The following is a 12554-nucleotide window of genomic DNA, read 5'->3' as shown; positions in this document are numbered from 1 at the left end:
TCTACCTCTTTCGTCCTGCTCATTCTCCCGCGAATCGAGAGATGTCTCTACTCGGGAGAGAATCTCACCGGTCGAGGTGACCGTTCGGGGCCGCGGGACGGATCAGAGCCGATCAGAGCGGTCGGCGGCGCCCAGCCTCTTCCAGGAACACGACCGGAATCTCACGGCCGGTCCGCGCTTGATAAGTCTCATAGCCGTCGTACGCCTCGACGATTCTGGGCCACCAGCTCCGTCTCTCTTCCGACGAGGCGGTCCTGGCAATCACCTGAAACGAACGGCCCGGAAGTCGGACCACTGCCTCCGGAGTATGGAGGAGGTTCCGGTACCAGTGGGGATGGTTGGGTCTCCCTCCCCAGGATGCGATTACAACCAGCGAAGTGCCGTTCTCGAGGTACAGCAACGGAACCGTGTGGGCCTTGCCGGTCGAGTGGCCCCTCGTGGTCAGCAGGAGCATGTCGTTGTCGACGAGCCGCCGGCCGACCCTTCCCCCGGTTGTGCGATAGAGGAGGGTGTGAAGCGCGGAGAGGTATTTGGCAGCCGTGTCGTGCATGGGGGAGAAGATATCAGGGTTGGCTCCCGCCGGCCGCCGACGAATTGCTCACGACTGGCTACGCTCGCGGCCGTGAGATTGGTCGTGGCCAGATGCAGTGTTGATTATGAGGGGCGGCTCAACGCACACCTGCCGCCGGCCATCCGTCTCATAATGGTCAAGGCCGACGGGTGCGTTGCGGTGCACGCCGACGGCGGGGCATACAAACCCCTCAACTGGATGAATGCTCCCAACTACCTCGAGGAGCGCATCGACGAGTGGGTCGTCACGAACCCGAAAGGGGAACGTCTCACAATCCGATTCGAGGAGATCCTCTCCGACGCGACGATGGAACTGGGTGAAGACCCGGGTCTGCAGAAGGACGGAGTCGAGGCGCATCTCCAGGAGTTGCTGGCGGACCAACCGGGTGTATTGGAGGAGGGCCTGGAGCTGATCCGGCGCGAGTACTTCACGGATATCGGTCCGGTCGACCTGCTTTGCTCGGACGCCGCCGGCGGGACCGTTGCCGTCGAGATCAAGCGTCGCGGTGAAATCGACGGAGTCGAACAGCTGGCTCGCTACCTGGAGCGCCTCAACCTCGACGCCCGGTTGTCTCCCGTGAGAGGGATCTTCGCCGCGCAGTCGATCACGCCGCAGGCCAAGGTTCTGGCGGAAGCGCGTCGGATAACCTGCATCGAAGTAGATTTCGACGAGTTGCGGGGAGCCGAATCGAACACGCTCCGTCTCTTCTGACCATGTTCGAAGTTGTCCTCTTCCGGCCTGAGATCCCGCCGAACACCGGCAACATCATGCGCCTGTGCGCCAACACCGGTACACGGCTCCACCTGATACATCCACTGGGCTTCGACCTGGACGACACGAGGCTCCGGCGCGCCGGTCTCGACTACAGGGAATGGGCGGACGTGCGGGAACACGCCTCACTGGAGGACTTCGTCGAATCCGTGGCTCCTGCACGGGTGATCGCCTTCACTCGCGACGGGGAAGGGCGTTATTCGGAAGTGGATTACCGGCCGGGCGATGCGTTGCTGTTCGGCCCTGAGTCCGACGGACTGCCGGACACCGTGCTCGAGTCCCGGCTGCTGGACCGCCGAGTGAGAATCCCGATGTTGCCCCGTTCCCGCAGCCTCAACTTGTCGAACGCGGTGGCCATCGTGGTGTTCGAGGCATGGAAGGGGCACGGTTTCGCCGGCGGAGTGTGATCTCCAAGAGTTTTCTCAGCAATACTGTTGCGCGTGGAGAGCCACAGTATTGCCGAGAATCGGGTGTGCCTTTTCTCAGCAATACTGTTGCGCGTAGAGGTAGCCAGTATTGCCGAGAAAACTCACCGTGCGAGCAATCGCAGGGCGATTGCTTCCGCCAGAGCCCCCTTCTTCACATCGTCGAGATCAACGCTCTCGTTGGGCCCGTGAGCTCTGCTTGTTGGGTCCGCTACTCCGGTGAGAAGGATTGTCGCGTTCGGGAAGGTCTCCGAGAAGGCTGCTACGAACGGTATGGACCCGCCGACGCCCATATTGACCGTTTCGCGACCCCAGGCTTCTTCGAAGGCGGCGCGGAACGCATCGTTCGTCCGCCCGGTCGTCTTGAGAGCGAAGGCTTCACCCATCACGCCGGGTATCACATTCACCTCGGCTCCCCACTCGACGTTCTGTTCGAGATGGGCCACGAGGGCGCTCATCGCATGTTCCGGATTGTCCCCGGGGGCGATGCGCAAACTCACTTTGGCGCGCGCCGCCGGTACAAGGGCATTCACTGCGTTCCCGACCGCCGGAGCGTCGATGGCCAGCACCGCGACCGCGGGCTGCGTCCAGATGCGTGAAGTCAGAGGGCCCGAACCGATCAGTTCCAATCCCTCGACCGTGTCCGCCTGGCTGCGCATCTCCTCCTCGGTCAGATCCAGGGTGTCTGACTCGCCGAAGACCAACCCCGGGATGGCAACGTTTCCGTCCGCGTCATGAAGAGTGGCCAGCAGACGGGCCAGAACGGTCAGCGCATCAGGGATCACTCCTCCGAAGAGTCCGCTGTGGACGGCATGTCGGAGAGTTCTGACCTCAACGGTACAGTCGACCAGTCCGCGCAGCGACGTCGTCAGCGCAGGTTGACCGACTCGCCAGTTGCCCGAATCCGCGATGACGATGACGTCGGCTGCCAGTAGATCGCGGTAGTTGCTCAGGAACTCACCCAGGTGGGTTGACCCGATCTCCTCCTCGCCCTCGACGATCACTTTGACACCCACCGGAGGACGGCCGTTGTGCGCCTTCACCGCTCCGAGATGCACGACGAGGCCGGCCTTGTCGTCGGACGAGCCACGCCCGTACAAGCGCCCGCCTACTTCGACCGGATCGAAGGGATCTCGATCCCAGTCGTTGGGGTCCCCGACCGGCTGCACGTCGTGGTGTGCGTAGAGCAGGACGGTTGGAGCACCGTCGGGCCCAGGAATCTCTGCGAAGACCGCCGGGTGGGCCCCCTCCACCTCGAGCAGGCGAACCGTCTCGAATCCAGCTTCCGATAGTAGGTCGGCAACCGCTTCGGCCGACCTCCGGACTTCCGCGGCGTCAAAGGAAGGTGCGCTGATCGATGGGATTCGGACGAGGTCTTCCAGCGCCGACTGGAGAGAGGGAAACAGGTTGTCGATGGCGGTTCGAAGATCTTCGTGCATGGCGGAAGGCTAACGGCTCCGAGGAAGCTATCCGCCGTGGAGCCATCGCAAGACCCCTCCCCCTAGCCTGCGTACATGGACCGATTCTCGTGGCCGGCGATCGTTGCTCTCGCAACGACGGTGATGGTGGCTTTCGGTGTCATGTTCTACGGCTTTTCGGTGTTCCTCACGGTGGATGCCGCAGGCACCGACTTCAGCACGACCGTCCTCTCCGTGGGATACGGTGGTGCAGCCCTGGTCGGCGGCCTGCTGGCCTTTCCGGTCGGCCGGTTCGCCGACAAACACGGCGTTCGTTTGGTATTCGGGATCGGGTCGGCCTTCGGCTTTCTGGGGCTTCTCGCCTTCTCTGCTGCTCGAGAACCCTGGCATGTGCTCGGCGCCTGGTGGTTGCTGATCGGGCCGGCCGGCGCCATGACCTATTACGAACCGGCGTTCATCGCCGTCGATCAGTGGTTCTCGGTACGACACCGGGCGCGAGCTCTCGCCACCCTGACGGTTATCGGCGGAATCTCCGGCACGATCTTCATTCCCCTGACGGAAAGGCTGGTGGCCTGGTTCGGGTGGAGAGGAGCTGCAGCGGCGCTCGGGTGTCTGCTCCTCGCCGTCGGATGGTTCACCTCCTTGGTCTTCCTGCCCGGGGGTGCAGGCGAAGCTCGTCACGGTGATCACGTGTCCTTCTCTCTTCGCTCGTTGGTGTCGGATCGCCGTTTCGTTCTCTACACGGTCGGCATGCTGCTGAGCTTCGGCACCCTGCAGTCGATCATCACGCACCGGGTAGCCCGGTTCGAGGAGGCCGGGTTTGTGGTGGCCTCGGTGGCAGTCTGGGCTGCGGTGGCCTCCGCGTTGAGTCTGCCCGGTCGCTACGCCTCACCGTTCATCGCCGGAAGGCGAAGGCCCACATCGGTTCATGCGGCCGGAATGGTTGCCGTGACGGTGGCACTGGCACTTGCGGTGTCCGTCGGTGCCGACTGGCAGATGGGAGCCCATTTCATTCTCTTCGGGCTCTCTTTCGGCGCGATGCTCCCGCTTCGGGCAATGGTCATGTCTGCGTGGTATTCCGGTCCCGCTTACGGCCGGATAATGGGAGTCCAGTGGACGTTTGCCGCGATCATCGGAGCAGCCGGTCCGGCGGGCGTTGGAGTCCTTCGGGATGCAACCGGAGGCTATGAGGTTCCCCTGGTGGGCCTCGTGGCGGCCATGGCACTTGCCGCGCTGCTTACGTGGATGTCCGGCACGGGCAATCCGGAGGTCAAGAGCGCGGCAGTCGAATCAGACGGTGATCCGGCGTGAAGAGGCGATGGCCTATGCCGAGCGTCATGACCGTCGCGGTGGTGGCAACTGATCCGAGTATCAGGTACATGATTGCCGCCTGGACGCGAACCGCTTCGATCGGGTCGACCCCCGCGAGGATGAGACCCGTCATGGCACCCGGTAGGAATACCAGACCCACCGCCTTGGTGGTTTCGATCTGAGGTGTAAGGGCCGTTCGGAGGGCCGACCGCAGATAGCTGCGGCTCGCCTGCCGGGCGGACTGCCCCAGAGCGAGGCGAGCTTCGACCCCGGGACGATTGTCGGCCAACTCGTCGACAACCCGACGGGCGGCGAGCACGGTGGCGTTCATGGAGTTGCCGACCATCATCCCCGCCAGCGGCACGAGCGTGCGACCCTCGAGAGGGAAGACTCCCAGTCCGAAGATGACCGTCAGGGTGACGGCGGCGGCTGAGCCGATGGCGACCATTCCGAGAAACAACACACCCGGTATCTCCGGGGCACGGCGGTGAATGACGACGCCGGCAAAGGCCACCATGGCGGCCACCCATGCCCATGAGAGGATCAGCGGTTGTCCGGGATCGATGACGAACGCCAGCACGACACCCACGAACAGCAGTTGCACGAGCGACCGGACCGTGGCCCAGACGATGTCGCGCTCGAGTCCGAGCCTCTGGGTAGCGGAGATTCCGATGGCCACGACTACAAGGATCAGCGAGGCGGTCAAACCGAGGGTCGTTACGTCTGCAGTGCTCACGACGGCCGCTCCGCGAGGAACTCGGCTATTCGGGGGTCCGGCGCAGCCGGCATGTCGATTGCCGGGCCTTCATAGGCAACGGATCCATCTATCAGGCAGATGACGTGAGAGGCGATGCGATGCATCTGCCCGGTGTCGTGGGTTACCCACAAGACGGGAACGCCCGTCTCGGCCAGTGCCAGAGCCTGTTCTTCGATCTGGCGGGTTGCCGCCGGGTCGAGCGAAGAAGTCGGCTCGTCCATCAGGAGGACCGTGGGGCCGGTCGCCAGTGCGCGGGCGATGCACATTCGCTGCGCCTCTCCTCCGGAGAGTTCATCTGCCGGCCTGGTCAGGAAAGTACCGTCGAGGCCGGTCCGTTTGAGGAGCGACTCGGCAGTGCGCTCGTCGATCGATGGGTCGGCTTCTCTCAGGTTGTCGAACACGGTTCCGGGGAACCGGACGGGTTCCTGGAACACCATTCCCACCGCGCGCCGGAGGTCGAGTGGGTCGGTCTCGCCGATCGGCCGACCGTGGAACCGGATCAGGCCGCCGTCCGGGTTCTCCAGCCGGTTGAAGAGGCGCAACAGTGTGGATTTACCTGCGCCCGACGGGCCCACGATCACGGTCATGCCGTTCGATGGGAGGCGCAGCCCGTCAATCGACAACCGTTGCCGGCCGTTGGCGCCGTTGACTTCGATGCCCTCGAGTTCAAACACCATGTGATGCACCATAGGCCTGCGCGGCCAGATGAACATTCGCGAAACCGGGGAACATTCCGGCCACGGCGTGCGTTATCACTACCTTACGGAAGGAGCGCGCGTGCTCGGACATGAGACATTGTCGGATCTCGGATCAGAATGGCGTGAACTCGCTGCCTGTTCGGGTCGTGCTGACGATTTGTTCTTTCCGGCCAACGAGGCAGAACCGTCCCAGGTCCGCGCCGCCAAGGCAGTCTGTGGGGCATGTCCGGTGCGGGAGGAATGCCTTTCCTATGCGGTTGAGACCGGCCAAAGGGATGGCGTGTGGGGTGGGCTGACTTCCCGCGAGCGCCGCCTCCTGCGCCGCAAGCGGGGCGTCCGGATCCGACGGGCCAGCTGAGTTGATCTCTGCGGTGTTTTTTCTCGGCAATGCTGAAGCGCGTGGGGATCATCAGTATTGCCGAGAAACTGGGTTCCCCGTCACTCCTCAAGTTAAGTTACCATGTGGTAACTAGATTTTGGGAGCACCAATGGCGGAGTTTTCACTCGAGCTGAACGAAGATCAGATTCAACTTCAGAAGTGGGTACACGACTTCGCGGAACGGGTTGTCCGTCCGGCCGCGGCAGAGTGGGATGAGCGGGAGGAGACCCCCTGGCCGATCATCCAGGAGGCGGCCAAGATCGGCCTCTACTCATTCGACTTCTTCTTCAATGCTTTCAGCGACTCCACCGGGTTGACCCTTCCGCTCGTAGCCGAGGAGATGTTCTGGGGCGATGCCGGTATCGGTCTGTCCATCTTCGGGAGCACGCTGGCCGTGGCCGGCATCACTGCGGCCGGAACCCCGGATCAGGTTGCCGAATGGGTTCCGCAATGCTTCGGAACGGCTGATGATCCGAGGGTTGCTGCCTATGCCGTTAGCGAAGCCGATGCCGGGTCGGACGTGTCCGCTCTCAGGACCAGAGCCGTCTATGACGAGGCGACCGACGAATGGGTATTGAACGGGACCAAGACCTGGATCACCAACGGGGGCATCGCCGATGTTCATGTTGTGGTGGCGTCCGTCGAACCCGAGCTACGGTCCAGAGGTCAGGCAAGCTTCATCATTCCGCCCGGAACGCCCGGTTTCTCCCAGGGCTCGAAGTTCAAGAAACATGGGATCCGCGCTTCGCACACCGCCGAAGTGGTACTCGACGATGTCAGGCTCCCGGGTCGAATGCTCCTCGGCGGCAAGGAGAGGCTCGACGCGCGGCTCGCCAGAGCGCGAGAGGGGAAGAGCTCCAGGAAGCAAGGAGCTATGTCGACTTTCGAAGCCTCGCGGCCCGTGGTCGGCGCCCAGGCTCTTGGTGTCGCCAGGGCTGCCTACGAATACGCGCTCGAGTACGCCAAGGAACGCGTGCAGTTCGGTCGTCCGATAATCATGAACCAGGCAATCGCTTTCAAACTCGCCGATATGCGCACTGAGATCGACGCCGCCCGTCTCCTGGTTTGGCGGGCCGCCTGGATGGCTCGAAACGGCAAACCGTTCGAAGCGGGTGAGGGTTCGATGTCCAAGTTGAAGGCCGGCGAGGTGGCCGTCCGCACCACCGAAGAGGCGATTCAGATTCTCGGCGGCTCGGGCTACGTTCGTGAACACCCGGTGGAACGATGGTCCCGCGATGCCAAGATCTTCACGATCTTCGAAGGTACCAGCGAGATCCAGCGTCTCGTTGTCGCCCGGTCGATCTCCGGCATGCGGATCGTTTAAGACGACCGGACGTCCGTATCGGGCGGGTTGGACGGTGCCGGCAACCGGGGCCTAGTGCGGGGAGATGCCCCTGAGACCCGACCAGACCAGTTCCGAGATCTCGGCCGCCAGCCTGGCCGGTTCGACGGAGAGTTTCGCCGTTGCCCAGGCGCGGCCGGCGGCTTCAGCTGCGCCGACGATCCCATAGGCGAGCGCCCGCTGTTGGTCGGCTTCGATCCCGGCGGCAATGAGCGGGGCAACGAGTTCGGCCATGCTGTCCTCGATACGATCCACTGCCTCCGCTACGTCCGAGTCGCTGCGGTCGGCGCCCTCGAAGAGCAGGAGGAATGCCTCCCGGTTCTCGGCGACGAAGTCGAAGTATGCGCCGATTCCGGCTTCAACTTGCCGGCGGGGGGATTCGGCCGATGCGGTCCGGTTGGTTATGGCCGCCGCCATGCGTTTGCCGACGTCATCTACCAGGTGAATGTACAGAGCCCGCTTGGAGCTGAAATGCTGGTAGAGAACGGGCTTCGTCACTCCGGCCGACGCAGCGACGTCGTCCATCGTGGTTGCGTGATAACCCGCACCCGAGAACTCCTGAAGAGCCACGTCCAGGATCTGCTGGCGGCGCTTGTGTGCGGGGAGGCGACTGGTCATCCGCCCACGTTACCAATCGGTAGCCGGCCTGTTCGTGTATCGCCGTTTCCCTGGATTCCATGACTTTCGGCCCTGGTCAGATCGGAGTGTCGGTGGTTTGGTGCTGTCGAGGTCGCATCGTGTTCATCTACTACTACGTCCAAATCGGGAAACCGGTAACGGCCGTCGCGCCGCGCTTCCGGTCCTTCTTCGCCAACTTCGGCGTATGGGCAGAGTCGGCCTATCGCGACGGCGAGGAACTGCGGGCGAGTATCTCGATCGGGAAGAGTCCGGCAACGGTGGCCAAGACCGTCCGTATGCGTGTTGGTGATCCCGTCACCGAGGAGGGGGAGACCTCGGTACCGGTGGTCTGGGAGGCAACCGGGGCCACGAGCCTCTTCCCCAAGATGGAGGGGAGCCTGATTCTGGCCGCCATCGGGCCCGACCACACCCAGCTGGCGTTTCGCGGCACCTACGAACCTCCTCTGGGAGCTCTCGGTCGCGCCTTGGACAAGGTCCTCATGCATCGCCTGGCAGAGAGCAGCGTCAAAGGTTTTGTCGACAGGATCGGCGCGGCTCTCCAATCCGAGTGAGCCCGGAACCGGCTAGTCGTCCGATTCGCGGAGTGCTTCCAGTCTGGCCGCGTAGGCAGCGGCTTCGGCGCGATTGTTCATCTGCAGTTTGCGCAGGAGATTCGAGACGTAGTTCTTCACCGTCTTCTGAGCCAGGTACATCTCAGCGGCGATCTCTCGGTTCGTCTTCCCATCGGCAATCCTCGAGAGGATCTTGCGTTCCTGCGGAGACAACTCGGCGAGAAGCGGATCGGAGTCCCGCCCGGCGTGGGCTCGGGAGAAGATATGGTCCTTCAGCTCGGAGTCGAGCAGCGTCTCACCGGCGGCCGCCTTGCGTACCGCCGATAGGAGGTCCGACGCTTTCGTGCGTTTCAGGACGAACCCGAGAGCACCCGCCGTGACGGCATCCACGAATGCTTGCTCGTCTGCGAACGCCGTGAGCATGACAACCTGAATGTTGTCCCACTTATCGCGGATCTGCCGGCAGGCGTCGACACCCGAGCCGTCCGGGAGGTTGACGTCGAGCACCACGAGATCGGGCTGGGTTTCTCCGGCCAGCTCAACCGCACCGGCCGCGGTTTCCGCTTCCCCGACTACCTCGATGTCCGGCTCGCCTTCGAGGAGCGCGCGCAGTCCACCGCGCACGAGCGCGTGGTCGTCGGCGAGCATTACCCGTATCGTCATCGAGGGCAGGCTAACGGTCTCGTCCGCTAACGAGATACTCGACCACAAGTGCACCCGGCCGCCGGCACGACACCAGGCTCCCGGCTCGATTCATACCGGTTCGAATCTCGCCGTGAAGTGACGGAGCCACGGTGCTTGTTCGATGATTCTGTATCCGCCGATCGACTCGGCACGCTCTGCGACGGAGACGACGACCTCGCCGACGTAGTCGATATGGCTCTGTGTATAGGTCCGCCGTGGAATCGCCAGTCGGACCAGTTCCATGGCGGCCGGTGTTTCGGTTCCATCGGCGTGCACGGTTCCGAACATCACCGATCCGATCTCGACTCCCCGGACACCGCCGTCCCTGTAGAGCTCGACCGCCAGGGCCTGGGCCGGGTACTGGGAGGGTGGAATGTGGGGAAGGAATCCCCTTGCGTCGAGATAAACCGCGTGGCCGCCGGCCGGACGGACGATGGGAACGCCGGCGGCCGACACCTTCTCCGCCAGGTACTCGGTCGACCGGATCCGGTAGCGCAGGTATTCCTCGTCGAGGACCTCCTCGAGGCCCTGGGCGATTGCTTCGAGGTCGTATCCGGCCAGACCCCCGTAAGTCGGAAAGCCTTCCGTGAGGATGAGCAGGTTCCGGCAGGCTGCGGCCACCTGCGGGTCCCTCATCGCCAGAAACCCACCGATGTTGGCAAGGCCGTCCTTCTTGGCAGACATCGTGCATCCGTCCGCCAGCGAGAACATCTCTGCTGCGATCTCACGCGGCGTGCGGTCCTCGTAGCCCGGTTCGCGCAGCTTGATGAACCATGAGTTCTCTGCGAATCGACATGCGTCCAGGTAGAAGGGGATCCCATGACGGCTGCACACGTCCCGGACTGCGCGCAGGTTCTCCATCGAGACCGGCTGACCGCCTCCGGAGTTGTTCGTGACCGTCACCATCACCAGAGGAATCCGCTCGACGCCGACCTCGGCGATAGTCCGCTCGAGTGCCTCCAGGTCCATGTTGCCCTTGAACGGGTGGACGGCCGACGGATCCTTCCCCTCGGCGATGACCAGATCCCGGGCCTCAGCCCCCTGGTATTCAACGTTGGCGCGAGTCGTGTCGAAGTGTGTGTTGTTGGGCACGACATCGCCCGCCTTGACCATGACCGAGAACAGAATCCTCTCGGCCGCCCTTCCCTGGTGCGTCGGGATGATCTCCGGCAACCCGGTGATTCCTTGCACGACATCGAGGAAGCGGTAGAACGAGCGACTCCCTGCGTACGACTCGTCCCCGACCATCATCCCCGCCCACTGCTCGGCAGACATAGCGCCCGTACCAGAGTCGGTGAGCAGGTCGATGATGACTTCATCGGCATGAAGTCCGAACAGATTGAAACCGGCGCGTCCCAGCGCTTCTTCCCTCTCTTCGCGGGTGGGCAGATTGATGGCCTGGGTGCTGTGGATGCGGAATGGTTCGATGATGGTGCGGTACGGCATTGACCTTCCTCTTCTCTGAGGGGAGTCTGCCACGCCCCGGACTCCAAGCCGGCGTATCGTTGGTATGCCATGCATTTGCGAACTCTGATGGTCGCTCTTTCGGTGATCGCGGCCTTGCTGGCGGTACCCGCCGGCGCGGCTTCTGCAAGCCCTGCGCCGGGCCCGGGAGGATCTTTCGTCGACGACGACGGCCACCCGGCAGAGGCTCACATCGAGGCGGCGGTCGCAGCCGGGTTGCTGGATGGATGCGACCGGCTCGAGCCGGATCGGTTCTGTCCGACGGCTCGGGCGTCGTGGAGTGAGGTCGCAGAGGGGTTGTCGAAGGTGCTCGGCAGGGTGCCGGACCTGGCTTGCACTGGTGCCTTCTGCTCTGCTCTCTCGGTGCCGGCGTCCGTGGTGATCGGAGCTTTGTCGACGCGCCTCGCTGCGATTCACTCCTTGCGGGTTGATATGCCCATCGATCGCGCGACCCTTGCGTTCGTCCTGGCCTCGGCAGCCGATCTGGACTTGCCCGAGGTGTCGGAGCGGAGATCGTTCCGGATCGCCGCCACCGGCGACATCCTTCCCCACATTCCCGTTATGGCTCAGGCGGCAAGGTACGGCGGTGACGATGGATTCGACTTCGGTCCGATGTTTGCGTCGATCGAACCGATCATCTCGGCCGCCGACCTCGGGCTGTGCCATCTCGAGACGCCTCTCTCGGCCGACGATGCCGATCTGTCTTCATATCCGGTCTTCTCGTCGCCGGGAGCCATAGCCGCAGCCGTTGCGAACGCGGGTTACGAAGGCTGTTCTACCGCCTCGAATCACTCCTTCGACCGGCGCCGCACAGGGGTTGCCGACACTCTCGGCCTGCTGGAGGAAGCCGGCCTCGGTCGTGCAGGCACCACAGATCATGAGCAGGAGCCGGCCTGGTGGGTCTACGACGTCAACGGGGTGCGGGTGGCCCATCTGGCCTATGCCTACTGGCTGAATGGTTTTCGTCTGCCCGCCGATCAGCCCTGGCTCGTCAACTTGATCGACGAGGAGAGAATCCTCGCCGATGCCGCCGCCGTGCGTGCTCGCGGGGCAGAGTTCGTCGTCGTCAGTCTCCATTGGGGCAACGAGTATCAATCAACGCCCACCAGAGGACAGCGAAGCACGGCCCGTACCCTGCTCGACTCCCCCGATATCGATGTCATCATCGGGCACCATGCCCACGTCGTTCAAGCCGTTGAGATGATCAACGGCAAGTACGTCCTCTACGGTTTGGGCAATATCATTTCGAACCAGTTCTTCAGCCTGCCCACCCAGGACGGGGTCATCGCGATCCTCGACGTCGTCGAGGGCAATGACGGCTTCTCAGTCGGCGGGATCAGGTTCATTCCCACAAAGGTAGAACGCGGTTCGTTCCGGGTGATCCCGATCCCGGTCGAGCTCGGGTCCGCTCCCGATAGCCAGACCCGATGGGCCCTCGAGCAATCTTGGAATCGGACTGCCCGGGCGCTTTCGTCGCTCGATGAATCGATCGCCGGAATGGTCGCGCCCATCCGGTGACAATTGGCCCTGGACTGCGCCCACGC

General features: G+C 63.4%; 14 protein-coding genes. 7 read left to right on the top strand and 7 right to left on the bottom strand.

Annotated elements, in window-relative coordinates; translation table 11 throughout:
• Nucleotides 1-112 precede the first annotated feature (112 nt).
• On the bottom strand, nt 113-550 hold the full coding sequence (locus tag VLT15_06790; GenBank protein ID HSR44920.1) for a nitroreductase family deazaflavin-dependent oxidoreductase: 438 nt from the start codon (nt 548-550) through the stop codon (nt 113-115).
• A gap of 72 nt (nt 551-622) precedes the next feature.
• Between VLT15_06790 and nucS the strand changes: the two genes are divergently transcribed.
• The gene (gene nucS / locus VLT15_06785) at nt 623-1282 is read left to right on the top strand and encodes an endonuclease NucS (protein HSR44919.1); all 660 of its coding nucleotides are present in this window, start codon (nt 623-625) and stop codon (nt 1280-1282) included.
• 2 nt (nt 1283-1284) lie between these two features.
• Nucleotides 1285-1749: a tRNA (cytidine(34)-2'-O)-methyltransferase gene (locus VLT15_06780; GenBank protein ID HSR44918.1), complete on the top strand. Its 465-nt coding sequence runs from the start codon at nt 1285-1287 to the stop codon at nt 1747-1749.
• A 122-nt stretch (nt 1750-1871) separates the two neighbouring features.
• Here VLT15_06780 and VLT15_06775 read toward each other — a convergent pair whose 3' ends face one another.
• Entirely contained in the window at nt 1872-3206 is a 1335-nt protein-coding gene (locus tag VLT15_06775) for a dipeptidase (GenBank protein ID HSR44917.1), read from the bottom strand.
• Nucleotides 3207-3281: 75 nt separating this feature from the next.
• Here VLT15_06775 and VLT15_06770 point away from each other — a divergent pair, with 75 nt between their 5' ends.
• Nucleotides 3282-4496, top strand: coding sequence for an MFS transporter (locus VLT15_06770; GenBank protein HSR44916.1), 1215 nt, complete (start codon nt 3282-3284; stop codon nt 4494-4496).
• Here VLT15_06770 and fetB read toward each other — a convergent pair.
• A complete protein-coding gene (gene fetB, locus VLT15_06765; protein HSR44915.1) occupies nt 4456-5232 on the bottom strand; it encodes an iron export ABC transporter permease subunit FetB in 777 nt (258 codons plus the stop codon). The two genes, VLT15_06770 and fetB, sit on opposite strands and share 41 nt — an antisense overlap.
• Complete coding sequence (locus tag VLT15_06760; GenBank protein HSR44914.1) at nt 5229-5930, bottom strand: ATP-binding cassette domain-containing protein; 702 nt, start codon at nt 5928-5930, stop codon at nt 5229-5231. The genes fetB and VLT15_06760 overlap by 4 nt, the downstream gene beginning before the upstream one ends.
• A 118-nt stretch (nt 5931-6048) precedes the next feature.
• Between VLT15_06760 and VLT15_06755 the strand changes: the two genes are divergently transcribed.
• On the top strand, nt 6049-6309 hold the full coding sequence (locus VLT15_06755) for a WhiB family transcriptional regulator (GenBank protein ID HSR44913.1): 261 nt from the start codon (nt 6049-6051) through the stop codon (nt 6307-6309).
• Nucleotides 6310-6439: 130 nt separating this feature from the next.
• Nucleotides 6440-7654: an acyl-CoA dehydrogenase family protein gene (locus VLT15_06750; GenBank protein HSR44912.1), complete on the top strand. Its 1215-nt coding sequence runs from the start codon at nt 6440-6442 to the stop codon at nt 7652-7654.
• Between the two features lie 51 nt (nt 7655-7705).
• Here VLT15_06750 and VLT15_06745 read toward each other — a convergent pair whose 3' ends face one another.
• On the bottom strand, nt 7706-8290 hold the full coding sequence (locus VLT15_06745; GenBank protein HSR44911.1) for a TetR/AcrR family transcriptional regulator: 585 nt from the start codon (nt 8288-8290) through the stop codon (nt 7706-7708).
• A 59-nt stretch (nt 8291-8349) separates the two neighbouring features.
• Between VLT15_06745 and VLT15_06740 the strand changes: the two genes are divergently transcribed.
• Nucleotides 8350-8862 (top strand): hypothetical protein, encoded by a 513-nt coding sequence (locus VLT15_06740; protein HSR44910.1) that lies wholly within the window; start codon nt 8350-8352, stop codon nt 8860-8862.
• A gap of 12 nt (nt 8863-8874) precedes the next feature.
• Here VLT15_06740 and VLT15_06735 read toward each other — a convergent pair whose 3' ends face one another.
• Complete coding sequence (locus VLT15_06735; protein HSR44909.1) at nt 8875-9525, bottom strand: response regulator transcription factor; 651 nt, start codon at nt 9523-9525, stop codon at nt 8875-8877.
• Between the two features lie 90 nt (nt 9526-9615).
• Nucleotides 9616-10992 (bottom strand): tryptophanase, encoded by a 1377-nt coding sequence (locus tag VLT15_06730; GenBank protein HSR44908.1) that lies wholly within the window; start codon nt 10990-10992, stop codon nt 9616-9618.
• 69 nt (nt 10993-11061) lie between these two features.
• On the opposite strand from VLT15_06730, the gene VLT15_06725 reads away from it, so the two are divergent.
• Complete coding sequence (locus VLT15_06725; protein HSR44907.1) at nt 11062-12528, top strand: CapA family protein; 1467 nt, start codon at nt 11062-11064, stop codon at nt 12526-12528.
• The last annotated feature ends 26 nt before the right edge of the window (nt 12529-12554 follow it).

This window comes from Acidimicrobiia bacterium (assembly GCA_035471805.1).
Classification (GTDB): Bacteria; Actinomycetota; Acidimicrobiia; order Spongiisociales; family JAHEDJ01; genus JAHEDJ01.
Note: the sequence above shows the minus strand (reverse complement) of the source record. Positions and strands in the feature narration are given on the sequence as shown.